We start from the raw sequence: 26,825 nt of genomic DNA on the forward strand, positions 1-26,825 counted from the left end.
AAAAAATTACATATCAATATTTTAGTTTGCTGTTGAGCTTGCTTCTGATGAATTGCTATTTTCCGCATTAGCATTATCAGCTGCAGCATTTGAATCGCTAGCAACTTTTGAAGCAAATAAATCTTTAGCTAATTTTAATTTAGAAATATAAAGGACAGTTTTTGCATCAGGATTTTTGTATACAGAGTAACTTAAAATGTAGTTATTTTCATCTTCAGTAACTTCCGCTTCAAATGAAGCATCATAATTTTCAGGAAGATTTTCAAGATTTAATTTAGAGAATTTCTTGCTATTTTTAACATATGAAGCTTTAAAATCATCAATAGTGATTTTGTCACCATTTTCTTTAGTTGCTACAGACCCATTAAATTTAGCAAATAAATCTTTTACAACAAAGAATTGAATTGCATATTCATAAGTTGCTATTGTGCTCATATTTTTATCAACTTCAACATTAATAAGTTTATTATCTTGAGCTGCATCAACTCTAGCATTTAATACTAAATTAAACGCTACATTGTTTTCAGAGACAAAAACTAAATTTGATTTAGCTAAATTAACAGAAGCAAATTTTGAAGTTACAAAATCAAAGTGTTTATTGAAAAATTCTTCTTTTTGCTTTTCAGTTTCTAAGCTCTCATATGCATTTTTGAATGCTTCAAAGTTTTCATATGTTTCTAATGCAGTAACTTTTTCAGTTACGCTTGAAATAAATATATTATCCTCAATGTCGCTAAGAGCAACTTTTTTAAATCCGCTAACTTCAAAAGTTGCTACTTGTTTATTTTCTTCTGTTTTAGTTTTTGGGGCTATAGTTACAACAATAAATAATTTACCTTCTATATTATTAGCATATGAATCAAAGTAAAAATTGACTTTGCCATTGTTAAAAACATTAAGCAATTGACCTTTCGGCCCAATGAGAGCTAAATCTTGAGCTGCAAGTTGATTTTGGTTTTTAAGAGAGCTAAAAATGAAGTTATCTTCAAAATATGAAGCACTTTTTGCTTTTGAAAAAGTATTTTGGTAAGTTGCATAATCACTTGCAAGTTCATTTTTAATTCTCTTTTTAAAAGCATCGCTTTGAAGTAATGTAAAATCACTTAAGGTAAGCTCTTTGGTAGCTTTTGAATAATGCACCATTGTAATTGTTCCAGCTAAAAATCCAGCTGAAGCTAGAAATCCACCAATTGCAAGGGCGCTTTTAAGACCTTTTGACATTCTTTTTTTACTCATGATTTTCTCCAAATATTTCATTAATTTGATTGATTAAATTTGCTATTCCATAAGAAGTTTCAGAAGAAACAATGTAGTATTTGTCAAATTTGTAAGTTTGCATATCTAGCTTAATTCTTTTAAGTAAAGCTGACTTTTCTTTTTGATTTAACTTATCAACTTTAGTATAAACTGCAGTAAAAGGTAAGTTGATTCTTGTTAAAAATTCCATTACCTCTTTATCACTTTTAGTTGTTGGGATTCTTGAATCTAAAAGCAAGAATAAATGAGTTAAATTATCTCGCTCAATTAGATAATTTTCAATCATCTTCATCATTTTTTGAATTTGACTTTGTGACAGTTTTGCATATCCATAACCTGGAAGATCCACAAAGACAGCTCCATGCTCGTTTTCAAAAAAGTTTAAAAGCTGCGTTCTTCCTGGTGTTTTAGAGACTTTAGCTAATTTTTTATTATTGACAATGGCATTTAAAAGTGAGCTTTTACCAACGTTTGAACGACCTCAAAAAGCAATTTCTTTATTGCTATGCTCGTATCAATTGCTTTTTTCAGTGCTAGATTTGACAAACTTAAACATCTTTTTTCATTTTCTCCTTATGTCTAATTAAAGTTGATGAATACTTTATGTATTCATAACTTGGGATTAATAAAACAGTTTCCAATTCATTATTTAAACTATTATTCCCTGCTGCAAGTTCAAGCTCGTAATTAAAATCAATTACATCCCTTGCGCTTCTTACTAAATATTTTACATCTAATTCTTTAGCAATTTCAGCAATAAAGCGGTCTTTGTTTTTTAATACTTGCACATTAGTTAAATTACTTAGTAATTTCTTTGTATTATTATATCTTATATCAATATCGCTAGCATCTGGTTTATCTGGGTTAATTGAAACAATTACATAAACAAAATCAAAAAGCCGAGCGGCTTTTTGAAGTATTTGAAAATGTCCATCATGAAAAGGATCAAAAGATCCTGCATAAATTGCTTTTTTATCTGTTTTCATAAATTTTTCTTGCGTTTTTAGCAATTACAAGTTCTTCGTTAGTTGAAATTACATAAATAGGAACTTCTGAATCTTGAGCTGAAATTACCCGGTATTCAGGACCACGGCTAAGTTGGTTAAGTTCTGGATCAAGCTTAATGTTTTTAAAGAATAATTTTTCAACAATCATTCTACGAATGTTTTTATCATTTTCTCCAATACCAGCAGTAAAGACAATTGCATCAATGTTTCCGCCAAGTTTATTAGCATACATTGCTGTATAATCAGCTACTCTTTGAGCAAATAACTCAAGTGTAAATTGTGCATTTTCATCACCTTTAAGAGCTGCATCACGTACATCACGCATATCGCTTGAAATTCCTGATACACCTAAAAGACCACTTTTTTTGTTAAGTAAATCTGTAAATTCTTCAACATCCATTCCAGTTTGTGCTTTAACAAATTGGTGAATTGAAGGATCGATATCCCCACTACGTGTTCCCATCATAATTCCGGCAAGTGGTGTAAGTCCCATTGAAGTATCAAATGAACGAGAATCTTTAACAGCACATAAACTTGCACCATTTCCAAGGTGTAAGTTAACAAAAGTAACTTTTTCTTTGCCAAGAATTTGACTTAATCTTTCAGTAATATATTGGTGGCTAATTCCGTGAGCTCCATAACGTTTTATTTTTAATTTTTCAGCAAGTTCGCGGTTAATTGGATAAGTGCTATTGACTTTATCAATTGTAGTATGGAAAGCAGTATCAAAATCTGCACTTAAAAGAGCATTAGGGAAAACTTTTTTAAACCCATGCATAGCTTGAACAGCTCCTGGGTTATGTAAAGGTGCATAAATTGAGCACTCTTGAATTAAATCAATTTCTTTTTGAGTGATTTTTGAAGTTGAACTAAAGTAAGTTCCACCTTGCACAACTCTAAATCCAATGTACTGAATTTCATCTTTGTTTTCAATTAATTTGATTTCTTGCATTAATTTATATACTTCTTCAACAGCTACTTCATGATTTGGCATAGCTACTTCTTTTTCGAATTTTTCATCCTTGAATTTAATTGAAATATTACCCATTGGAAGAGTAATTCTTTCAGCAATTCCGCTTGCAAGAAGTTCTAAAGAATCTTTGCTAAATAAGCTTAACTTAATTGACGAGCTACCTGCATTAATAACTAAAATTTTATGTTCCATATTTTATTTCTCCTCGCTTTGAAGTGCAGTAATTAACACTGTGTTATAAACATCTTCGATTGTACTTCCTCTTGAAAGGTCATTGACTGGTTTTTTGGTTCCAACTACAATAGGACCAATTGCTCCATAATTAGCAAATCTTTGAACAAGTTTGTATCCAATGTTTCCAGCATTTAAATCAGGGAAAATAAGAACATTTGCACTGTGTTTGTATGATTCACCTTTGTATTTAGCTTTTCTAATTTCTAAGTCGATAGCAGCATCAAGTTGAATTTCACCAAGAGCTTTTCTACCTGTAGTTGTTTCATTGTATAAATCAGTTGCTTTTTTAACTAACTTGCTTTCTTCAGTAATTGCTGACCCTGAAGTTGAAAAACATAAAAAGGCAAGTCTTGGATCAAATCCCATTTGAAGAGCAAAATCATTAGCATTGCGAGCAATATCTGCAAGTTGCTCTTCATTTGGTTTAACATTAACTGAAATATCAGAGAAAATGTAGTTGCTTTCTCCATTGTGCATAAGCATTACTGAAGAAATTGTTTTAGTTCCTGGTTTTGGCCCAATTGCCTTAAAAGCAGCTCTTAAAATATCTGCTGTAGCATACTTAAGTCCACCAACAACACCATCAGCTTCTCCGTTAGCTAAAAGCATCATTGCATAAAATGGTCTAGTTGATAAAGATTCAATACATTGTTCCATTGACTCTTTACCTTTTCTGATCTCAAAGTATTTTTGAGCTAATTCTTCCATCTTTTTATTATCTGCATTAATATTTAAAAAGTTAAGGTTTGATGAGCCTTTTACATCTTCTTCAACAAGAAGCACTGTTTCGATGTTTTTATGTTGTGCAAGAAGCTTTGCAGCTTTTTGCATTCTTTTGTCATCACCATCAATTAATACAATTTTTTTAACACTTTTCAAATTACTTACTTTTGTTTCAAGTAAAGCTTCAATATTCATACTAACTCCTAAGTTATTTTTAATTAAATATTACTAATTAACTAATAATTAGTTAAATATAGTCTTATTTTATAAGTTTTTTACAATAATATTGCTATTTATAAAGTTTTTTCATAATTTATTCCATAACAATCAAAAAAGTAACCAATCTGGCTACTTTCATAATTTGGTTAAAATAAAGTCTAAACGTTTTTAAGAACAACTTCTTTTGAGTGACTAGCACCTTCAAGGTTGTTTCTTTCTACATGAAGAATTTGAATTTTTTCATTTTGTTTAGTGTGTAATCCGTATTTTTGTTTACGGCGGAAGCTTTTAATTTGCCCTTCAAGATCTTCAAGTGAATTTGATTGAGCTACTAATTCACCATTTGAAAGTAATTTTGCTTTATATTTATACATATAAGTACCTCCATTATTACTACAATTAAATTATATTATTTTTTGGAGGCTCAAAGCTGGAAAGGGGACGCTTTTATGGTAATTTTTCATAAAAATTCTCCTTAAACCAGGTGGTAAAAAAATAGTTTTAATTGTATAATTAAAAAGTAAAATATAGTAAAAAGAAAGAAAAATCATGAAAAAAAGTACTAAATGACTTTTTCCAATTGTCGCTCTAGGTTCGCTTACTGCAGCTGGAGCTGCAGGGTATGGAATATATGCTTCTGGTATGCTTCAAAGCCTTTTAAATAGCTCTTCAAATCAATATTTTGCTCCAACAATTAAAAACATTACTGATGATATTGCTATTCGCAAAGAATACAAGCCTCCGTTTTTTTATAAGGAAGATGCAGAGCAATATAATGCACTGATGAGCAAATTAGTTACAGATTATGATCTTGAAACACTTCAAATTGATCCAGGTAAATCCAAAAAAGAAATTGTTGAAAATTACTACAAAAGTGCAGATAGATTCATTAAAGATGATAAAAACATTGATAATCAAGTGTATCGCGAATATGTGGATCCAGTAACTAAAATCAGATTTGTAGATTTTGCTTACTATGAAGATGAAATAACCGAAACTAATGAAGATGGGTCCATTACAACTTATAAAATACCAAGATACTTGCTTGGCGAAGAAGGTTTAAAATTACTAGCTACTGAATTTAAACGTAAAATACCTTTTGGTCCTGAAGTTTTTGCATTAAAAGAAGTTAATATTAACAACTTTTTTGTCTCACCACCTAAAACTAAGGGGCTATACATTCAAGAACTTCAAAACATCTATTTAAATGGGGCTAGCTTAGCTGAAAAAGGTTTAGACTTATTTTCAATTGTTAAATATATGACAACCACCTTATTTCACGAATATATGCACCACTGAGCAACATTTTATGCTGAAACTGGAAAAAAATCTGATCAAAATACAGATCTAAATAATAAAGATATTAAAACTCAGCAGCTTCTTTATTACAAAGATTCTTCAGTTTCAAGTTTAGCTAGTGGCCACAAACATTCGCTTACTCAATATTGAAATGGTTATTTTTCAAGCAATTTTAAAAAGCTTCTAAATTATGATGTTGATAAAAAAGCTCTTTATAATAACCCAATTAAAACTACACTAAAGGTGAGTCCAGATCTTGCTGAAAACACCTTATTTACAACTTTATCTTTAAATGAAATTTGAAGATTAGCCAACGAAACAAACACTGCAGATATTACAAACAAATTCACAACTGTAGATGATACCCAATTAATTTATGGTGTAAATCAAAGCGATACTAATAAACCGGAAATTAAATTTGAAATTGGTTTAAATACAATTCAATATTACTTTTCATTAACTGAACTTGTTCCACGTGAATATACAAAATATGCTTTTGAATCATATTTTGATATCAATGATGATAATAATGCTCAAAAAAGAGATTTATACTTAAAAAATAATGGTTCATATGTTTCATGAAGCGGGCTTTATTTTACAAACTTAGAAAATAGAAAAACATATAACTATCTTCCTTCAGCTAACGTTGAAGATTGATGAAAAACTTTCTATATTAAGCCATCTAATCAAATTTTAAAAGTTTCAAAAAAACAGCCTGCATACCTTGCTTATCCAAATAACATTTTTGATGCTTCCAAATTCATTGATGAAAATGGAAATATTCTTGAGAAGGAAAGAACTAAAAATAGATCAGAAGAATTTTACCAATTGTTCTTAAATACAATGGGATATGGAAAAGAAATTGCTCAAATCTTCTCAGATAATAAATGAAAATGAGGTGATTCATTAAATGAAAATCACAAGTATCACACCGCTATTGAAAGCGAAGATGCTTACACTCAAGATATTAAATTTATTGGTTATATGCCAAGCAAAGAATACACTGGTTTTGCAATTATTAAAAGCTCAGGTGATATTCAAGTTACTCCTTTTGAATACCAAGACACTTTTAGTTTCTTTGGTAAATCAAAAATAGACACAGGGGCATCACTTTGAGATCCTGCTGCTAGAAATGAGCAAATTAGAAGCAGAATTTATCCAAAGGAAAAATATTATCCTTATGTAACTAAAGATTTTATAAAATTAGAAAATAATTCAGTGATTGCTTTATGAAAAGATCTTAACCAAAATGGAATTTATGATGCTGGTGATGAAATTGTTAAAAAAGAGCTTTCGCTTCCATCGCAAAGATGGGTTTCAACAGAAAAATCATCACTTGCTAGTCAAAATTCAGAAAAAAATTCAAATACATTTAAAATTACTATAAATAATATAGATTCTCAAACTAAGATTCAAGTTAAAAACTAATTATGAAAGGAGGGAATATGGAATGAGATTTTTCAAAATTAAAAATTGGTTCAATGATTAACGTTCAGGCCTATAAACACAATGGATTCTTGTATCGCCAGTGAAATGGTGCTAAAGTAATTTTTCAAAACAAAAGACACATTGTTTTATTTTTATATGGAACTAAAGTAACTGAATTTAATCGCGAAAACAATGGGTGAAAATATAATGAAAATGCTATTTGATTTCTTCCAAAAAACTCCTTTTATAATGCTATTGTTCTTTTTAAAGAAAACATTGGAAAATATTATTATATAAACATGGCTTCAAAACCTATTTTTGAAGATAATACAATCAAGTTTATTGATTATGATTTAGATATTAAATGCTATCCTGGTAAGAATTTACAAGTAGTTGATCGTGAAGAATTTAGCCAAAATTCAAAACTTATGAACTATAGTGATGAAATTAAAACCAAGATATATGAAGAGATAAAAAACATTATCGAAGATTACAATAGTTTTTCTTACTTTTTTAATGATGAAATTATTGATTATTATTTGGAAATACTCCTTAAAGATAAACTTATTAGTAAAAACTTTTATAACTATGCTTTAAGTCAAGAAATTTCTTCAAGCAAACCTAAAAAAGCTAAGAAAGTAGTCAAAAATAATAACAACAATAAAAATAAACCACAAAGGCAAAATAAACCAAAAAACTTGCAAAATAGTCCTAAAAGTCATAAGTAAATCCTTATGGCTTTTTATTTTTGAATTTGGGCGTATATAGCTCGCTAGCAAAATTGGTTATATTAAACTACTAGATTTTGGCCTTATTTTGCCCACTTTTCCTTCAAAAAATGTCAATTATCGTATATAATTACCCTGTTATGAACAGAGTAAATGCAAATGAACGTTTTTACATCAAGAAATCAGTTATTGGAGCTCAATAATTGTCTTTTGTATTGTTTTGTGAATTTGCTAATTAAGAAATAGTTTGAAATACTGAAAATAAGGCCACAAGATCAATACTAAAGATCTTGTGGTTTTTTATGTTCATAGCGATATTAATATAAAAGAAAAGAAAATAAAGGATAAATTTTATAGAAAGGAAAATTATAGATGCAGAATGTTTTGAAAAAGAATTGGTTTATAGCGGTTTTAGCAATTGTTTTTACCGGAACCATTTTTGCAATCAACTTTTTACAAGTATCTTATTTTAATAAGTTTTTGGCTTTTTTACAGCTTGATTCTAAAGATCCTGAAGTGAAAAATGTTTTAATCGCATTTCTTTTAATAAGTTTATTTGCAACAATTTCATATTTAATTAATGAATTTTTCTTTTTAGTCTCAAATTACTTACTCAAAAAGACTATTTTAAGAGAAATGATTGATAAGTTGTTTTCAACAAACTTTGCTAAGTGAGCATTTGTTCCTGAACAAAATAAGCTTGTTGCTTTTGCTAATTCACCAGATCTTTTATCTAAGGGATACTATTTAAGCTTTATTAATGGGTTTATTCAACTTGTTTCATTTTTAGCTACTTTAATTTCTCTTGCGATAATTAGTCCAATTGTACTTGCATATATTTTGCCACTGATAATTGTTGCACTTATTTTACCAATGCTTGCTCATAAAAAAGGAGATCAATTATCTTATTTAAATAATCAATTAATGATAAATCCGAAGAAAATTTCTTCAAGTATTACAAAGCAAATTTTCACCCACTCAATTAATGGTACTTTTGAAAACTTAGAAAAAAGTTACAAAGATCAGTTAAATCAAGAAGTTGTTACTAACATTGATCTTTTTAGCAAGATTTATGGTTCATTTGTCTTTTGACAAGACTTAATTTCAATTATCTTTTCAGCTTTAGTAATTGTGATTTCTTTAATGATTGCTTTATTTACACCTAACTTACTTGCTATTGCGCTATTTGGAACCATTTTAACTAAATTGCCTTCATTTAAATCATTTATTAAGGAAACTTTAGGAATGTTTTTAAATGTTTATATTTGCAAAATGCACTTTAAACAAATGCAAGAAGATTTATATTCAAAAAGTGAATTAGCTGCTAATTTAAGTGATGCTCCAAAAGAGGCACCATTAAATTTTGAGAAATTAACTCTTGCTAATGCAACTATTATCTCTAAAGAAACTAACGAAACTATTTTAGAAAATGTTAGCCTTAGCGTAAATAAAAATGACAAAATCCTCATCTTTGGTGAAAGTGGTGGAGGAAAAAGTTCGCTTGTGCTTAATTTAACTGGATCAATGACAGTTATTAATGAAAGCCAAATTTTCATTAATAACAAAGAAGTTAATAACTTAGATTTATTAAATCAAAGCTATTTAACTAATGAAAAAGAAAGTTTGTTTGAAGGAACCTTACTTGAAAATCTAACTTTCTTTAATGATACTTTAGTTAATGAAACTAAAAAGCTAGTAAAACTCTTTGACCTAGAAAAACTAGATCTAAATGAAGCAATAAACATTGAAAACTTGCAATATTCACATGGTCAATTACAAAGAATTTTGCTCATTAAAGCTATTAATTCAGGCAAAGAAATTTTATTTTTTGATGAATCTTTAAGCAATATAGATGAAAAAACAGCCACTGAAATCTTAAAATATTTAGCAAGCTTAAACAAAACAGTACTTGTGGTATCTCACAACCATACACCTGAGCATAAAGAATTATTTAACAAAATCTGAAAAGTAGAAAAAGGAGTACTTCATGAAATGAAATAGACTGATTTTTCAAGATCGAAAGCTATTTATAATTGCAGTTTTATTTAGAGTATTTTCTTCTTTTTTAACCATTTTAGGTCTTTGATGTTTTTATCAAGCAATCGAAAATCTTTATGCTGATAATGTTAATACTTCTTTATATTACATTCTTGGATTTTTTGCTTGCGAAATTGTAGGTATTTACATTGAATTTGAGAACCAGAAAAAATTCATGAAGTTAATTTATGTAACTCAAAATAACTTACGGAATGCTTTCATGAATAAATATTCTACATTTCACCCAAGAGAGTTTCTTAATAAATCAAATGAAATGTTACTTAATAACTTAGAAACTGATTCGCATTACATTGCTCAATATGCACTAATTCATGTTGTAATCTTTGGACATTTTTCGTTATTAATTGGATACATCATTTTGTATGGAATTTTATCTTGAAGCATTCTTTTAATCTTGCTTGCTTTAACAGCTTTAAAATTACTTTTAAACCTAGCAATTGTAACTTTAAAAAGCAAAATCACAGTTAAAAAGCAGTCACTTCAAAACGATATATATGTCAAAATTGGAAACTACATTTCTAACTTTAGCAATTTCGTTTTTGCAAATAAAAAAGAGCTGCTAGCTAAATTATTTGTCAAAAGAATTGACATAGTTTATCAAAAAGAAGCTAAATATAGCGCTCAAAGTGAACTTATTTCATTTATTAATCAAATGATTAACTGAGCTAGCTTGTTATGCACTTTAGTTGTGGGAATTGTTCTTCTTAATAACAATTACATTAACTTAGCTTTATTCTTAATTTTTGTTGTGAAATACCAAGAATTTAGCTCAACTACTTCTATGGTGCTTTCAACAGTTCAAGATTTTAAAACAATTAAAGAATACAATAATAAAGTTAACCATTTCTTTGGTGGTTTTGCAATCAAAAACACCTTAAATAAAGTAGTATTTGAAAAGTTAGTTCTTAATAACTTAAATTTTGCTTATGAAGATAAACAAATCTTTAATAACTTTAATTTAGAAATTGCTAGAAACAAAAAGCACTTAATTATAGGGAAAAGTGGTAGTGGAAAAACTACTTTAACAAACATTTTAACCAACATTATAAATGATTATTCTGGTCATTTATATTTAAATGATTATAAAGTTGGAAGTGATGATGATTTATCATTAAACATTTCAGTTTTAAATAAAGAAAATGTCTTACCTGAAATGATTCCTACTTCATATTGAAATAATCAAAGTGTTAAAGAGAAACTTGGAAACTTACATATTGATTTTGTCGATTTTGAAAAAGATTTAGATACCAATCAACTTTCACTTGGACAGCAACAAAGATTGAAACTTCTAGAAGTTTTATCTCAAGATAAACAAATTTATATTTTTGACGAATCACTCAGTAATTTAGACAAAGATAAACAAAATTCAATCTTTGAGTACTTAATGAGTCTAGATAAAACAATCATTTTCATCTCACACCATTTTGATGAGCAAATGATCTCAAAAATGGATAAGGTGACAAATTTAAGCAAGTAAATTTGCGAATCAAAATTAATCACTCCTTTGAATTCTACTAATAGAGAGTTCAAAGGAGTGATTTTCTAATACACCTATTTTCTAGGTATATTAGATCAAAATTTAACGCTACTAAAAGAGGAAATAAAAAACTCAGAATATGAAATTTCATATTCTGAGCAATATTTAACATCTTAAATAAATTCTAAATCAATATAAACAGGAAGGTGATCTGATGTTTTTGAAAAGTAGTTAGAAGGGGTTGTTGAAGTTCCAACTTCTTCATTTCAAATACTTTCTATTGTTGATTTATAAGTTTCATTTTTCTTATTTTCTCTTCAGTTTTTGTACATATTAAGCACATCTAATTTAAATATATCTTTGTTTTTCTCAGATTGTCTAAAATATGCTGTGTCATAAATCATTTTGTCATACGGTTGTGAATAACCAGTTGATCTGCGATTACTTAAAAATGCATCTATACTTTGATTTTGACCGAAAGAGGTTAAGTATTTATCTTGATTAAAATCTTTTCAACCGGCTAAATATCCTCTTTGAAATGAAGTTATAAAAGCTTTTTCATTATTTGATTTTATATTTGTGTCACCAGCAAAAATAATCTTTTCTGCACCTAAATTTTTAAAGTAGTCAATAACATATGTAAGTCCATAAGCTTCACTAATTTCAAAGTTACCTTGGTTTTGTGCTAATGGAATTGCTCCACCATTTCCATCAGGTACTTTTTTAATAGATATTTCTCCATATTTGAATTTCACTCCCGGAGAATCAAAGTGAGCAAAAATAGTTGTAAAAAACTTATTGTTTGATTTTAATTTGAACCTTGCTCCAAAAGGAGGTCTTTGGTATCTTTTTCTTTTATTAGTAAAAGTTCCATTTTCACCAATTAATTGAATTGAGCCATGAAAACTTGCTGAACTAGAATTATTAGAAAAAAGACTAGGATCAATTTTATTTGCATCATAAACAATTGCAATTTGTTCAACTGTATCTGAATTTACTTCTGGGTTGTCTGCTTCTTCAGGTGTTTGTAAAATAAATTTGTAGTTTCTAGAACGAGATTTACTATAAAGATTTAATTGGTCTACAATTTTTGAAACTTCATATTCTTTATTGTAATTTAATTCAGTAATTCCAATCACATCAGGATTAATTTCACTGATGTTATATGCTAATGATTTAATTTTATAACGATACTCGTTTGTTGCTTCGCTTTCCTCGAGAATACCGAAATTTTTAATATTATAATGTGCTATTCTTAAATCATGTCTAACAGCATATTCTACGGAAGGTTGATTATTATCTTCGACGTTATTTAAGTTGTTATTGTCTAAATTTTCACTAGTTCCTAGCTTCAGCTGATTCACTTGGAGTTTCTGTATTTTCTACAGTTGCAATACCATTTGGAAGAACGATTGTTGATGTATAAACTCTTTCAGAAATTATTATGTCACTTTTTTCAGGAACAGATTTCTCTGTTGGTCCAGCATTAAAATATATAACTTTATAAGAAAGAAGAAGAGTTCTAGTTTCTATATTGTACTCAAACGCAACTTTACGATCTACATAATATTTAATTCCAGCTTTTGATTTTGTTTCTTTATATTGAGGGCTTGGAATTGTTAATCTAAAGTGTTCGTCATTAAATTTGCTTGAATTGAAATCGAAGTAAATTTTAGTACCAGTATATTTTGAATATGTAGAAATATCGTAACCTTTTTCAATATTAAAGTCTAATGTTTTATCTTTTGAATTTGACTCTAAGTATTCAATATATGCTTCAAAATCAGAATAATCTTGACCATTTCTAAGAACAATTAAATTATTATTGTTTTCATCATTTACTTTGTCTTCAATGGTTAATTCTCTTGTTTCTTCTACATTTGTATCTGTGTTAGATGAATCATTTGATTCTGGATCTGTTGTATTTTCTGTTGAATTTGAACCTGTATCTGTTGATACAGGTGGATTCTCTTCAGATGCAGGAGTGTTATTTTCTGCTTCAGTATTTGAAGTATTTGCAGTTTCTTTAGCTTGAGTTGGTAACTGTAAAACAGAAGTGAAAACAGCATCTGAAATTATGTAAGAACTTTCTTCAATTTGGTTTGGTTCTGAATAAACTACTTTATATGAAACAGTAATTGTGTTGTTTGCTTCATCATAAGTAAAGTTTAAAAACTTGCTAACATAATATTTTTGAGTATTACTTGGATTTCAAAGAGGGTTTTCATGAGTAGCTAATTTGTAATCTAAAGAATTATCAAAGTTAGCTCTATTTAAATTAAATTCTCATGTTTTTTCTGTATATCCATTTTTTCCGCTGTTACTTGTAGTAATTGTACCATCTTGGTAGTTATAAATAAGACTACTTGGTTTACCAGTTGTTTTAGAAAAATCGATGTATTTATAAAAATCTGAATAATCAACACCTTCTTTTAATGAAATAATGTTGTTGTTATCTGAGTTAACTCTCTGAGAAGGAGTTAAAGTTTGTTCTTCTCTATTTTCAGTTGCTGGTTCTACAGTTCCACTAGCTGGTTGTGGAGCTGACTGGGTATTTTCAACTGGAGCATTTCCTTCTGATTGATCTGATGTATTTGATGAAGAATCAGAACTTGCATCGCTATTTCCTTGATTTGGTTGTGCACTATCTGTTGATGATGAATCCGAATTAGCTGTTCCATCCCCTTCTGAGCTAGTTCCTTGGTTTGGTTGTGAATTATTTGATGGTGCTACGCTTGAATCTGAATTTGATGCGTTAGTTCCTTGATTGCTATCCCCTTGGTTTGGTTGTGAATTATCAGCTGGTGCTGATGAATCAGAATTATTTGTATTGTTTGGATTTGTAGTTTCTGTATTATTTGTTGTTTTCGCAGAGCTTTCCTCGTTTTTTACCCCTTCTTTTTTAGCTGTATCATTACATGAATACATAAAAGCAGGAGCTACTGCAAGTGGTGCTAATAAAAATAATCTCCTAAATTTTTTCATAATATATATTCCCTTCCTATTAATTATTTTTTATTTGAATTTCCCAAGTATTATAAAGGTAAAAAAATAGCAAAAAAGAAATTTCATTAAAGTTTCCACAATTAATTAAAAAGTGCTTTTATAAAATTTTTTATAAATTTTTTCCCTTATAATTCTTTGTTAGAAAAATTAAAAAGCTATTTTATTTAGCTTATTTTTCTTCACTTAATTTAATGATAAATAAATATTCCTTTAATTATCAAAATCAAAGTTCTTTTTGTCAATTTTTGACAAAAAAACTGTTTAAATTAATAATTTTTAACTAATTATTTATATAAATATAAAAAGTGATTTTTTACCTTGCTAACAAAAAATAAGTTTTGCCTTTAACTTTTTTGGTTTATAATAATTGAGCACATTTAATTAAGTGTTAAATATACAAAATATTCGTGATGCATAAAGAGTATGGTAGCTTGACAGCGATGACCATTGCCAACCTGCTAGTTGCAAGGTGGATAGTTAGGGAATTTCCAGCATGCAAAAATAATCCTAACCTCTTTTTTGTTATCGCGCAAAAGAGAGGTTTTTTTATGAGAAAATTATTTTCAAGTGAATCAGTGGGTAAAGGGCACCCAGATAAAGTTTGTGATCAACTTTCAGATGCTATTTTAGATGCTTATTTAGCTCTTGATCCACATGCTAAAGTCGCTGTTGAAGCTATGGCTAGTGGACATAACATTTTCATTGCTGGTGAAGTTGGGTCAATTGTTGATATCGATGTTATTGAAATTTGTAAAAACATTTTAAAACGTTTAGGATATTACTCACACAAAACTAGCTTTATTGTTGATATTAAAACTCAAAGTCCTGACATTGCTCAAGGTGTTAATTTAGATAAAGAAATTGGGGCTGGAGACCAAGGGATTATGTTTGGTTATGCAACAAATGAAACACCTCAATACATGCCTCTTGCTATTACTCTTGCGCATCAACTTGTTCGTCGTGCTGAAGAATTAAGAGTAAGCGGAGAATTTAAATGAGCTAAAGCTGATATGAAAAGTCAAGTAACTCTTGATTATACAGATCCAAAAAATGTAACTGCTGATACAGTTTTAATTAGTATTCAACATGATGAAAAATTCAATGAACAAGAATTTAAACAATTCATTAAAGATAATATTATTAAGTTTGTTTTTGACAAATATAACTTAGAAGTTCCTTCAAAAATTTTAATTAACCCAACAGGTAAATTTGTTATCGGAGGACCTTCAAGTGATACTGGGTTAACAGGTAGAAAAATTATTGTTGATACTTACGGTGGAGCATCAAGACATGGTGGTGGTGCTTTCTCAGGAAAAGATGCAACTAAAGTGGATCGTTCAGCAGCTTATGCAGCAAGATGAATTGCTAAAAACGTAGTAGCTGCAAATCTTGCAGATAGAGTTGAAATTCAAGTAGCTTACGCAATTGGAGTGGCTCAACCAGTTTCAATTATGGTCGAAACATTTGGAACAAATAAAGTTAATAATAGCATCATTGAACAAGCAATTCAAAACATTTTTGATCTTTCACCAAAAGGAATTATTGATGCGCTTGATTTACGTAAACCAATTTACCAAAAAACTGCATACTATGGACACTTTGGTAGAGATGATTTAGACTTTACTTGAGAAAGATTAGACAAAGTTGAAGAACTTAAAAAAGAAGTTGCTAAATTAAGCAAATAATTTCCATTTTTCTTTAAAATTTAATTATTAAATTGATTAAATAAAGAAATGAGAAAAATATGTATAAAAGTAAATTATCAGTTAAAGAGACTCAATTAGCAATTCAAGATTTAAAATACAACTTTTCAAAGAATTTTGCTAAAGCATTAAATCTTGTTAGAGTTTCTGCTCCTCTTTTTGTCCGTAGCACAACTAAAATTAATGACGGATTAAACGGAGAAACTCCTGTTACTTTCTCACCAGCTCAAATTGATGAAACATTAGAAATTGTTCACTCTCTTGCTAAATGAAAAAGAGAAGCGCTTTACAAATATCATTTCAATGTTTATGAAGGAATTTGAACTGATATGAATGCTATTAGACAACAAGAAAATATTGATTATAAGCATTCATATTATGTTGATCAATGAGACTGAGAATTAATTATTAAAAGAGAGGATCGTAATTTAGATTTTCTTAAGGAAGTTGTGAAAAAAATCTACAAAACAATCCGTTTTGTAGAACACAAATTAATTTTTGACTTTCCACAATTAACTAAAAAATTACCAGAAAATATCACTTTCATTTCTGCTTTAGAACTTTATAACAAATACCCAAACCTTTCACCAGAAGAAAGAGAAAACCTTTTTGCTAAAGAAGTAAAAGCTTTCTTTGTATATACAATTGGATATCCACTTCCTGATGGTGTAAAGCATTCAGCAAGATCATTTGACTATGATGATTGAACACTTAATGGTGATTTAATTGTTTATGATCCAGTGAATGAAAAAGCTTTAGAAATTTCATCAATGGGAATTAGAGTTGATAAAGACGCTTTAACTAAGCAAATGATTTTTGATCAAAAAGAAGATAAAGTTGCTACTTACCACAATCAAATTCTTGATGAAACTCTTCCATTTACAATTGGTGGTGGAATTGGACAAAGTAGACTTTCAATGTTTCTTTTAGAGAAAAAACACATTGGTGAAGTTCAAGTTGGAATTTGATCAGAAGAAGTAATAAGCGAAGCTAAAAAAGAAGGAATTGAGCTACTTTAGACTCAATTTTTCTTTATAAAATTCAAAAATTAAATTAGTATAATAAAAATATGAATAACATTGTTAAAAATAAGAAAAACGCACACTTTTTCAAAAAACCGTTTGTTCAACTTCATGATACCTTTACTAATTCAGACATTAAATTGCATGATTTTATCAATTCATATGACAAAGAAATCTTTGATCTTTCACAAAAAGAACTTGCTCGTTATTCAAATGTAAGTGAAGGGAGCGTTTCTAGATTTGTTAATAAAATCGGATTTAAAAGCTACCGTGAATTTATAGCTCATATTAACTTAGTAATTAAAGATTTTTATACCAATTACTTAAAGAATAATATTGAGAATTTAAACCAAATTACTCGCAGGGAAGAAATACTTTTAAGTCATAATTTTGCGGTTAATAGTATTGTTAATGATAAAACTTACGCTTCAATTGAATATGCTGCAGAGCTTCTTTATAAAGCTGAAAAAGTATTTATTTTAACAAGCAATGAAGATAAAGTGATTAGTTCTGAATTTGCTTATTTACTCCAAAAAGTAGGAAAACACGTTATTTATTCAAGTGATTTTGACATCTTTTTACCCCTTCTTGCTAATGCGAGCAAAAATGATGTTGCTGTTTGTTTTTCTGATGTTATTGACTCATTACAAATTCAATTTATCTCTAAATATTTACTTAAAAATGGAGCTAAATTAATCACTTTATCAAGTGATAATGTTCTTCCTGAAGATGTTCGGGTAGCAACTAAAATTATTTATTCAAAAATTCAAAATCCTATTAATAAAATTTATTTTAGCAACAAAGCATCACAATTATTAATTGCTGAGTTGCTTTTTGATGCACTGGTTTCAATTGATAGCGATATTGAAAAAAAATACAAAAAGTCAAAAGATATGCATTCATTATGAATCGATTTTATAAACCTAAAAAAATAATTAAACCCTTATTCGAAATATTGAAATTGGTATTTCGAATTTTAATTTAATCTCTTACAAAAAAGTGTCAAAAGTGTTGACACAATTTGTTTTATTCAAACTTATTTCCAAGTTGCAAGACAAAAATTTATAAATATGCCTATAAATAAGAAGTTTTGGTAAATTTGCACTAGCCTATTACAATGATAGAATATGGTTTATTTGCAAAATTCAAAAAGTGTCAACAGTGTTGACACAATTCAAATTTATATGTTTTTAGTTGCTATTTAACTCTCGCCCGGATGTGGAACAATTTCCTTTTAAAACAAATAGGCCTAAAAAATAGTATAATTTAAATAAGCACTTTCAATTGAAATTGCTTATTTTTTAAAATAGAGAGCAATTTAATTAAAGGAGTACATAATGGAAAAAGAAAGATATCTTTTTGCAATTGATCTTGACGGAACTACTTTGCGTTCAAGTCAAACCGGTGAAATTCACGATACAACAGTAAATGCAATTAAAAGAGCAACAGCTGAAGGACATATTGTTTGTATTTTAACTGGTAGACCTTGAAGAAGTACTAAATTTATTTATGATGAACTTGGGCTTAAAACTATCGTAAGTAACTACAATGGAGCTCACATTCACCACCCTTATGAATATGAGTTCATTCCATACATTAAATATTTAAACTTAAATGAAGCATTATATATTCTTGGGGATGAAAAAGTTCAAGCAGAACTTACAAATATCGCTATTGAAGGACCTGACTGAGTACAACTTCAACACCGTGATCCAAATTTAGAAAAAGTGTTTGGATTTGAAAATACACCTAAATTTAAAGAAGGACTTGATTTTCACAAGCTCCCCCTTATGCCTACAGGAATCATTTTTGACGTTAAACAAACAACAGATGTTGAAAAACTTAGAAAATACCTTAAAGCTCGTTATGGAGATTTAGCTGAATTTTCATATTGATCAAAAGGCGAAGGGCTTTCACCAGTATTTGACATGACTAACATTACAGCTAATAAAGGTAAAGCTTTGAGTATGCTTATTAGATATTACGATATCAAAGTTGAAAACACAGTTGCTATTGGTGATGGATTTAATGATGTTCCAATGTTTAAAGTGGCTAACGTTTCAGTGGCTATGGCTAATGCAACAAAAGAAGTTAAAAAATATGCTAGTGTTAAAATAAGTAAAACTAACAAAGAAGGTGGAGTGGGTTGATATATTAATAAGTTTCTAGATAACCCAGAAGCTGAAATTAATAAAAGTAGCATTTTTAAACAAAAATTATCTAAATCAGTAGAAATTGAATAATGAAATATTTTGACAATCTTAATCACCTAAATTTAGCTACTAGAAATGTAGTAGGAGTAGATGAAACTGGAGTAGGCGATTATTTTACGCCGCTAATTGCTGCAGCAGCATTTTTACCTAACCATTTAACTGAGTGAGCTAAAAAAATTGGTGTTAAAGATTCAAAGAAACTATCACAAAAACAAATAAATGAAATTGCTCCTATTTTAATTAATACCATTCCACATTCTGTATATACACTTACACAAAGTGGTTATAACTCTTTAAGTAAGGTTTATAACGCTAATGAAATGAAGTTTTTTGCACATCAAAAAGCTATCAATTTGCTCGTTGATCGTTATAACCTTAGAGTTAATCATGATATTGATTTAATTATCATTGATCAATATTCAACAACTAATTCAATTCTTAAATATGATAATAAGATCTTAAAATTAAACAATTGAGCTAAGCTGCAAGATTATGAAATTGACACTTTACTTATTAATAAAGCAGAAGAAGTTCATCTTTCTGTAGCTTGTGCTTCAATTATTGCTCGCTACACATTAAATTTAAAAATGCAAGAGCAATCTCAAAAATGAAACTTTAACTTTCCTCTTGGAGCTTCTTCTAAAACTAAAGAAGCTGTCAGTGAATTTACCTTAAAATTTGGTGAGAAAGCTCTTGGAGAGGTTGCAAAACTTAATTTTAAAAAATAATCTAGGCCTGTTAACCTAGATTATTTTTTAAACTTCAATTAAAGAAATAACTTCTGTTTCCTTACCTAAAAGTTCACGACCTTTAAGTTCTTTAAGTTCTAATAAAACAATGATTTTTGAAACAATTGCACCTTGAGATTCAAGCAGTTTAATAATTGCTTTAGTTGTTCCACCAGTTGCAAGAACATCATCTACAATAGCTACTTTTTGCCCTTTTTGGATAAATCCTTTTTGGATTTCCAAAATGTTGCTTCCGTATTCTAAATCATAATTCATTGAGATAACTTCACCAGGAAGTTTATGTGGTTTTCTCACCATTAAAAATGGTTTTTTTAATTGAGCAGCTGTAGGAGTACCAAATAAGAATCCACGAGCATCTGGTCCTACAATTACATCAACATCCTTACAATGACTTGCAATTTGGTCAATTGTATAACTAAGTGCTTCCCCATTTGCAAGGAGTGGAGAAATATCTTTGAATAAAATTCCTGGTTTTGGAAAATCTTTTACATCTCTAATTAATTTTTTAATATCCATCATTTACCTTCTAATTTACACGTACATCTTCATAAAATTCTAGTAAATCATCTTCTTCAATGTCATTAAATCCTTTAATATGACATCCAAAGTCTTTACCTTTAACAACTTCTTTAGCATCATTAAGTTCACGTTTAAGTGAGTCAAGCACACCTTCATGAATCATTTTGCCCTTGCGGTAAACTTTAACTTTTGAACCAGCTTTAACTACACCAGTATCTTGAAGACACCCTGCAATTTTTCCAACTTTTGAGTAGAAAAATACTTTAATAATGTGAGCTTCACCAATTTTTCTTTCTTCATAAACTGGAGCTTTTTCTCCATCAAGCGTAGTTTGAATATCATCTACAATTTTGTAAATAACGTCATGAGCAATTAATTGCACACCTTGGTTTAAAGCATTTTGCTTAATTGCAGGTTGCAATTTTAAGTTAAATGCAAAAATAACTGCATTAGAAGCTTGAGCTAAAAGTAAATCACTTCCGTTAACATCACCAGCTGCAGCTGAAATAACATTAACCATAGCTTCATCATTTTCAAGTCCATGAATTTGACCTTTAATAGCTTCACTAGTTCCATGAACGTCAGATTTAATAATTACATTAATAACTTTTTTACCTGAGTTGTTCATGTTTGCACGTGAGTTCATTGAGTTAATTTTGTCAAATTGTTCTTTTTGACTAGCAAGTCTTTTAGCTAATTTTTCATCAGACATACCAATAAAACGATCACCAGCATTTGGAGCATAATTTAAACCACTAATTCTAGCAGGTGCTCCTGGTTCAACTTTTTCAAGGGTATTTCCATAGCTATCTTGAATTGATCTAACACGACCATATTTAGAACCAGCAAGTAAGAAATCACCTTTCATTAAGGTTCCATTTTCTACAATAATGGTAGAAACTGAACCAACTCCACGATCAATTTTTGATTCAATAACTGTACCAATTGGGTATCTTGAAGGGTTAGCTTTTAAATCTAAAAGTTCGCTAAGAAGCATAATGGCATCAAAAAGCTCATTAAGACCTTCACCTTTAAGTGCAGATCCATAAACAATTTGTGTATCACCACCATATTCTTCAATAACAACTTCGTTTTCAGCAAGTTCCCCTTTAATTCTATCTAAGTCTTTATTTGGTTTATCCATTTTATTAACAAAGACAATAATTGGAACATTGGCTGCTTTAGCATGTGAAATAGCTTCCTTAGTTTGAGGCATAACTCCATCATCAGCTGCCACTACTAAAATAACAATATCAGTTACTTTAGCACCTCTAGCACGCATCATTGTAAAAGCTTCATGCCCTGGAGTATCAATAAAGGTAATCTTATTTCCTTTATGCTTGATTTGATATGCTCCAGTATGCTGGGTAATTCCGCTGCTTTCACTAGCTACAATATTTGAATTTCTAATTTTGTCAATCAGAGTTGTTTTTCCGTGGTCAACGTGTCCCATAACAGTAATAATTGGTGCTCTTTTGACCAAGTTTTTTTCATCATCGATAATTACAAGCTCATCTAAAAAGTTTGTACCATCAACATTGGTTTCCTTTTTAAAATCAAATCCATATTCTAAGCAAAGCTCAGCAATTTCCTCTTCTTCCAAAATTTGGTTCAAGGTATACATTTGACCTTTTAAAAAGAATTTTTTAATAATTTCATTAGCGTTAATTTTGGTTTTTTCAGCAAAGTCACTAATTGATAGTTTTCCAGTAAATGTAAAAACTCCATCTTTAAGTTCTGTTTTAGTTGTAGATAGTTGTTCTTTAACATCCTGTACGTTACTAATTCTTGTATTTTTCTTGCTCATTTAGTACCTCCTGAATGATTGTGTCTATTTTGTCATATGTCTCTTTTGAAACATTTGTGCGAAAAGCACAGTTTAAGGCTTTGGTTTTTTTAGCTTTAGCTCAATTTTCAGCATTTAAAAGCATATAGCAACCACGCCCTTTTAAAGTGCGATCTAAATCTAGATTCACTTCATTTTTACTTTTGTTGTAATCAAAACGAATTAAAAGTTCATGATTAACGATCTCGTTTGTGATAATGCATTTACGGGTGTATGAAATTTTATTCATCTCATTCATCTTCGAATTCCCTTAAGTCTAAATTTCCATCTAAACCGTAGTTAGCTAAATCATTATCAACTTTGAAACCTTTAAGTTCAACTTTAGCTTTCTTGTATTTTTCAACAGGTTTTTTAGCGGTAGGAGCTTCTTGTGCTGTTTCTGCTTTAGCTTCAGTTTCTTCTTCTTCTTTGGTAAGTAATTCTTCAAAGTCAATTTGTTCAATGAAATCGTATTCATCTTCGTCTTCAACTTCAATTTGAATGTTTTCTGGACTAAATCAGTTTTCGATTTCATTTTCATTTAATTTAGTTTGAGCTTTTGGTTTAGCTTTTACTTCTTTTACTGGCTCATTTACAAGTTCATCAGTGAAACTTTCCATGAAGTTTTGAACATCAGCTTTGAAATCTTGAAGATCAATTTCGATGTTGTCAAAGTATTGTGAACGAGCTTTTTTAGTTCTATCATTTTTAGCAGTTGCTTTAAATAATGGTTTTTCATACATATTGCTTTTATTAAATTCAATTCCATCTTTAATAGCATCTTCAGTGCTTTTAACTTCAATTTTTGCACCTACAAGTTTAGCAGCAAGGTTGATGTTATTTCCTTCACGTCCAATTGCTGATACTACTTCTTCTGGTTGCACAATTGCAAGATATGTATTTGTTCCTTTTTGGTAAAGTACGTCAATTACTTTAGCTGGTGATAAAGCATACTTAATGTATTCTTCTTTGTTATCACTATAACGCACGATATCAATTTTTTCACCATTAAGTGATTGTGACACAGCTAAAATACGTCTTGCACCTTCACCGAAAATCGATGAAATAACGTCATAATCAAAGCTTCTTTCAGGATTTGGTTGCACCGCAATTTTAGATTTAATACCAACATTTCTTTGGATTTTAACAATTAAAATATCTCCATTAGCAATTTCAGGAATTTCTCTTTTAATTGCATCTTCAATTTCTTTTGGAGAAATCATTGTTACTTCACAAATACTTAATTTGTTTTCTAAATTGATGTTTTCTAAGTAAACATCAATGTAGCTTCCAAGTTCCATTTTTGATTTTGTGTTAACTTTGTTTTTGAATAAAAATGCTGTTACACCATCTTCAAATTCAAGGTTAAATGAACCATTTTTGTATTTTGAAAGAATTTTTGCACTAAGTTTTGAACCAATAAGATCTTTGTAAGCTTCATAAGTTTTTAACTTAATTTGAGCTCTTAAAGACATATTAAATCCACTCATAATTGCATTTCTACTTTTTTCAGGAAGTGCTTCAAGTGAAAATTTAATAGAAACAACATCATCAACTTCTAATTTTTTCCCGTAAAGATCACGAGCTTCTGAAAGTTTAATAAATGAAATTCTAGTAGGATCAAGTTCGAATGCTTCATCACCATTAATTTTTTCTTCATCGTCAAATTCATATGAATCTTCAACTACTGAACCATTAACATTGTAAATGTAAACTTTCTTGTTTTCGGCATCTTCTACTAATTGAACTTCAACTTCAGGGTCGATGTTTTTAGCAATTGTTTTGTTAATTTCTGATTCGAAAATTTCTAAAATTTCCTTAAATTCTAATTTGTTGTTTCTTGCAAACCCTTCAATTACTTGATAAAATTCTGAATCTCTATTTGGGTTTGGGTTTAATAAATCGTTTTGGATTTTACTCATAAATACCTCTAAAATTTAATGTATTTTTCTGCTTTAGTAATATTGCTTTTGTTTAATTTGATTTTTCTAAAGTTACCTTTATTGTTTCATCTTACTAGAATTTCATCACCTAGATCTTCTAAAATTTCCACATTGAAAACATTTTGTCCTTCAAAACTTTTATGTAAATTAAAAGTTACCATTTGACCTATATAATTAGTTACATTGTCTAAATTAACATTTAAATCAGTCCCTTTTGAAAGCACAATAACATTTCATGAATCTTTAAATCATGTTTGACTTTCAAGAAAATCAACAATTTTTCTCGATTGTTCAGTAACTACATCTAATGAATCAGTATTGATTGTAATTTCTAAACTACTTTCCGGATCAAAAACCATTTTGGCATCTAAAATTAGGTCACCAAAGTGTTCATTTAAAATTTTTTTATAATCCATTTTTACCTCTTAAAAATATGAAAGAGTTGCTTGCGCAACTCCCTTAAAATATATGGAAATCTTTTTAATTATAACACATAAAAAAATATAGAAATGAACAATCTTAATAATTCAAAATAAATATTAAATAGCAAACGAAATGTCACACCCTTGAGTTTTAAAATTAAAAATCTACATCTTAGATAAAATTTTAATTAATAAAGGAGTGACTATGGGTGTCTTTAAAATAACAACACATAAAAAAACGAGCTATTATGAAGAAAGAAAAGCTCAAATAATAGCAGGTATTATAAGGTTTTGAAACAAAAGAACAAACAAAGAACTTGCTAGGATGTATCACGTCAGTGTCAGAACAATAATTAGATACAAACAAGAAATAAAACCATTTATAGAAAATGGTACTTTTAACGTTGCTCACAAAGGTAGAAAAAATGAAAATGCACTCAAATATAATGATGAAACTATAAATAAAATTATGTGTGATTATTATGATTTTTCTGAAGAATTTTTCCCTAAAAATGCAACTATTAATACCGCTCCTTTTTGACTTTATTATTATGAAAAAGTAAAACAAAATTTTAATATTAGTTATTCACAAGCTTTTAGAAGAGTTAAAAAGCAAGGTTTCATTAACATCCAAATGACAAGAAAAGGTAAAAGAGAATCTAGAAAAATTAGAAGATTGCTTAAACAAGAAATTGGTGAAAAAACTTCACTTTTCACAAGAATTGGTTCTTTAGAAATTGATGAGCGTGAGAAGAAAAGAAAAAGCGTTTATCAAGCTAAAAATATACATTTAAAATTTGGTGAAAATGTTGAATTAGATGCTTGTCAAGAAATATTTTTTGGGGATAAAAAAGTTTTCATTTACCACGCAATTGATTCAGCTACAGGTAAATTACTTGAACTTCAATGTGAAGAGCAAGAAACAAATGTGGGTTACCAAAAGCTAATTGATAAACTCTTTAAAAAATATGGATTTCCTTCAAATATAACAACAGATCGCAGAAGAACTTTTTGAGGTTCAGAAAAAACATACACAATGTTTGAAGAGGCTTTAATCGATAGAGGAATTACTTTATTTGTGTCATCTAATCCTAAAGATAAGCCAAATGTGGAAAGATCTTTTGCTAGTGCTCAAAATTATTACCCTTATTTATTTAAAAATAAAGGTATTGATTCTATTGATGAATTAAATAAAAGAAGCGAAGAAATTATTGACGAATATAACAAACATTTTCAAAAAACAGAAGGTAATAAAGAAACCAAATTTATCAAAAATGATCATAATTCAAACATTTATGATTTTTCTTTAAGAATTAGAAGAAGAGTAAATAATGGGGTTGTTATGTATAAAAATAAAATGCTCGCCCCTTACGACGAACATAATAAAAGATTAATGTTTTTTTCACAAAACGGAAAAGATATTAATTTATGTTTAGATGTAAACCAAAACTTGTATTTCGAAATCAATAATAAGAAATATATTGCAAAAGTTGTTGAAGAATCCGAATTAAATGAAACCGAAATTTATGCTTTAGCTAAAGGGTGAGATATTTCTATCCCACAAGTACATGTGATTGCAAAGGCAATTGTAAATTCTAGAAAATTCACTTTAGCACAGTCACAATTAAGACATTTCCCCAACGAAATTCTTAAAAATGAAAACGCACAAAAGATAATCAAAATACTTGAAAGAAGTGAACAGATTTTGTTAAAACTTTATAACTTACTTGAAAAAGATATAGAGTGAAAAGATAAAGTTGCATTCATTAACAACTAATATCACAAAACATATTTTATAATCAACAATTTCTTTATGAATTTTGAAGTTCTTTTGGTTCTTTTCTTCGAAAGAAAAGAAGGCCCGTGCTGTAGGACAAATATTGAATTTGTAAAACCAAAAACTAACATACAAAATTAATTGATTTTATTAATTCAATACTTAAATTTTATTTCAATAATTAATATCAGAATTGCTTGTGTTGAATTCTTAAGAATTCAATATAATTATATTAAAAGAAAC

General features: G+C 28.8%; 23 protein-coding genes. 10 read left to right on the forward strand and 13 right to left on the reverse strand.

Annotation, left to right across the window (positions count from 1 at the left end):
- Window positions 1-21: 21 nt before the first annotated feature.
- The 6 genes from GOQ20_RS00075 to GOQ20_RS00100 form a co-directional block, all read right to left on the reverse strand.
- Window positions 22-1,236: an MAG1430 family protein gene (locus tag GOQ20_RS00075; protein WP_167844903.1), complete on the reverse strand. Its 1,215-nt coding sequence runs from the start codon at window positions 1,234-1,236 to the stop codon at window positions 22-24.
- A complete protein-coding gene (gene yihA / locus GOQ20_RS00080) occupies window positions 1,229-1,813 on the reverse strand; it encodes a ribosome biogenesis GTP-binding protein YihA/YsxC (protein ID WP_167844904.1) in 585 nt (194 codons plus the stop codon). The genes GOQ20_RS00075 and yihA overlap by 8 nt, the downstream gene beginning before the upstream one ends.
- Complete coding sequence (coaD, locus tag GOQ20_RS00085; RefSeq protein ID WP_167844905.1) at window positions 1,806-2,243, reverse strand: pantetheine-phosphate adenylyltransferase; 438 nt, start codon at window positions 2,241-2,243, stop codon at window positions 1,806-1,808. Before coaD ends, yihA begins: the two co-directional genes overlap by 8 nt.
- Entirely contained in the window at window positions 2,230-3,429 is a 1,200-nt protein-coding gene (locus tag GOQ20_RS00090) for an acetate/propionate family kinase (RefSeq protein ID WP_167844906.1), read from the reverse strand. Before GOQ20_RS00090 ends, coaD begins: the two co-directional genes overlap by 14 nt.
- A gap of 3 nt (window positions 3,430-3,432) precedes the next feature.
- Window positions 3,433-4,389, reverse strand: a complete 957-nt coding sequence (locus tag GOQ20_RS00095; protein ID WP_167844907.1) for a phosphate acetyltransferase — start codon at window positions 4,387-4,389, stop codon at window positions 3,433-3,435.
- A 182-nt stretch (window positions 4,390-4,571) separates the two neighbouring features.
- Window positions 4,572-4,787 carry an MAG6790 family protein gene (locus GOQ20_RS00100; RefSeq protein WP_129620170.1) on the reverse strand — a complete coding sequence of 72 codons (216 nt, stop codon included), beginning with the start codon at window positions 4,785-4,787 and terminating at the stop codon, window positions 4,572-4,574.
- Between the two features lie 175 nt (window positions 4,788-4,962).
- Here GOQ20_RS00100 and GOQ20_RS00105 point away from each other — a divergent pair, with 175 nt between their 5' ends.
- From GOQ20_RS00105 to GOQ20_RS00120, 4 genes are all read left to right on the forward strand, one after another.
- Window positions 4,963-7,140, forward strand: coding sequence for an MYPU_1760 family metalloprotease (locus GOQ20_RS00105; RefSeq protein ID WP_167844908.1), 2,178 nt, complete (start codon window positions 4,963-4,965; stop codon window positions 7,138-7,140).
- A 17-nt stretch (window positions 7,141-7,157) separates the two neighbouring features.
- Window positions 7,158-7,868: a DUF402 domain-containing protein gene (locus GOQ20_RS00110; protein ID WP_167844909.1), complete on the forward strand. Its 711-nt coding sequence runs from the start codon at window positions 7,158-7,160 to the stop codon at window positions 7,866-7,868.
- 480 nt (window positions 7,869-8,348) lie between these two features.
- Window positions 8,349-9,869 (forward strand): ABC transporter ATP-binding protein, encoded by a 1,521-nt coding sequence (locus GOQ20_RS00115; RefSeq protein WP_167844910.1) that lies wholly within the window; start codon window positions 8,349-8,351, stop codon window positions 9,867-9,869.
- Window positions 9,856-11,403: an ABC transporter ATP-binding protein/permease gene (locus GOQ20_RS00120; RefSeq protein WP_167844911.1), complete on the forward strand. Its 1,548-nt coding sequence runs from the start codon at window positions 9,856-9,858 to the stop codon at window positions 11,401-11,403. Before GOQ20_RS00115 ends, GOQ20_RS00120 begins: the two co-directional genes overlap by 14 nt.
- Window positions 11,404-11,576: 173 nt before the next feature.
- On the opposite strand, the gene GOQ20_RS00125 is transcribed toward GOQ20_RS00120, so the two are convergent.
- Together GOQ20_RS00125 and GOQ20_RS00130 are read right to left on the reverse strand one after the other, a co-directional pair.
- Window positions 11,577-12,767 carry an MnuA family membrane nuclease gene (locus GOQ20_RS00125; protein ID WP_167844912.1) on the reverse strand — a complete coding sequence of 397 codons (1,191 nt, stop codon included), beginning with the start codon at window positions 12,765-12,767 and terminating at the stop codon, window positions 11,577-11,579.
- A complete protein-coding gene (locus GOQ20_RS00130; protein WP_167844913.1) occupies window positions 12,742-14,388 on the reverse strand; it encodes a hypothetical protein in 1,647 nt (548 codons plus the stop codon). The genes GOQ20_RS00125 and GOQ20_RS00130 overlap by 26 nt, the downstream gene beginning before the upstream one ends.
- 569 nt (window positions 14,389-14,957) lie before the next feature.
- On the opposite strand from GOQ20_RS00130, the gene metK reads away from it, so the two are divergent.
- From metK to GOQ20_RS00155, 5 genes are all read left to right on the forward strand, one after another.
- Window positions 14,958-16,094 (forward strand): methionine adenosyltransferase, encoded by a 1,137-nt coding sequence (metK, locus tag GOQ20_RS00135; RefSeq protein WP_167844914.1) that lies wholly within the window; start codon window positions 14,958-14,960, stop codon window positions 16,092-16,094.
- Between the two features lie 59 nt (window positions 16,095-16,153).
- On the forward strand, window positions 16,154-17,131 hold the full coding sequence (locus GOQ20_RS00140; protein ID WP_167844915.1) for an aspartate--ammonia ligase: 978 nt from the start codon (window positions 16,154-16,156) through the stop codon (window positions 17,129-17,131).
- Between the two features lie 50 nt (window positions 17,132-17,181).
- The gene (locus tag GOQ20_RS00145) at window positions 17,182-18,069 is read left to right on the forward strand and encodes a MurR/RpiR family transcriptional regulator (protein WP_167844916.1); all 888 of its coding nucleotides are present in this window, start codon (window positions 17,182-17,184) and stop codon (window positions 18,067-18,069) included.
- A 402-nt stretch (window positions 18,070-18,471) separates the two neighbouring features.
- Window positions 18,472-19,377, forward strand: coding sequence for a Cof-type HAD-IIB family hydrolase (locus GOQ20_RS00150; RefSeq protein WP_167844917.1), 906 nt, complete (start codon window positions 18,472-18,474; stop codon window positions 19,375-19,377).
- On the forward strand, window positions 19,377-20,075 hold the full coding sequence (locus tag GOQ20_RS00155; protein ID WP_167844918.1) for a ribonuclease HIII: 699 nt from the start codon (window positions 19,377-19,379) through the stop codon (window positions 20,073-20,075). The genes GOQ20_RS00150 and GOQ20_RS00155 overlap by 1 nt, the downstream gene beginning before the upstream one ends.
- 27 nt (window positions 20,076-20,102) lie before the next feature.
- On the opposite strand, the gene GOQ20_RS00160 is transcribed toward GOQ20_RS00155, so the two are convergent.
- Genes GOQ20_RS00160 through GOQ20_RS00180 form a run of 5 tightly spaced genes read right to left on the reverse strand, consistent with a single transcriptional unit; the run spans window position 20,103 to window position 24,799 of the window.
- Window positions 20,103-20,612, reverse strand: coding sequence for an adenine phosphoribosyltransferase (locus tag GOQ20_RS00160; RefSeq protein WP_167845584.1), 510 nt, complete (start codon window positions 20,610-20,612; stop codon window positions 20,103-20,105).
- Between the two features lie 10 nt (window positions 20,613-20,622).
- Window positions 20,623-22,422 (reverse strand): translation initiation factor IF-2, encoded by a 1,800-nt coding sequence (gene infB / locus GOQ20_RS00165; RefSeq protein WP_167844919.1) that lies wholly within the window; start codon window positions 22,420-22,422, stop codon window positions 20,623-20,625.
- Window positions 22,397-22,690, reverse strand: coding sequence for a YlxR family protein (locus tag GOQ20_RS00170; RefSeq protein ID WP_233091222.1), 294 nt, complete (start codon window positions 22,688-22,690; stop codon window positions 22,397-22,399). Before GOQ20_RS00170 ends, infB begins: the two co-directional genes overlap by 26 nt.
- Complete coding sequence (locus tag GOQ20_RS00175) at window positions 22,683-24,362, reverse strand: NusA N-terminal domain-containing protein (RefSeq protein WP_167844921.1); 1,680 nt, start codon at window positions 24,360-24,362, stop codon at window positions 22,683-22,685. The genes GOQ20_RS00170 and GOQ20_RS00175 overlap by 8 nt, the downstream gene beginning before the upstream one ends.
- Window positions 24,363-24,370: 8 nt before the next feature.
- Window positions 24,371-24,799 carry a ribosome assembly cofactor RimP gene (locus GOQ20_RS00180; protein ID WP_167844922.1) on the reverse strand — a complete coding sequence of 143 codons (429 nt, stop codon included), beginning with the start codon at window positions 24,797-24,799 and terminating at the stop codon, window positions 24,371-24,373.
- A gap of 139 nt (window positions 24,800-24,938) precedes the next feature.
- Between GOQ20_RS00180 and GOQ20_RS00185 the strand changes: the two genes are divergently transcribed.
- Window positions 24,939-26,582 (forward strand): hypothetical protein, encoded by a 1,644-nt coding sequence (locus tag GOQ20_RS00185; protein ID WP_167844923.1) that lies wholly within the window; start codon window positions 24,939-24,941, stop codon window positions 26,580-26,582.
- Window positions 26,583-26,825: the final 243 nt, after the last annotated feature.

Origin of the sequence: Mycoplasmopsis gallinacea, from assembly GCF_012220205.1 — a bacterium.
Taxonomy (GTDB): Bacteria; Bacillota_I; Bacilli_A; order Mycoplasmatales; family Metamycoplasmataceae; genus Mycoplasmopsis; species Mycoplasmopsis gallinacea_A.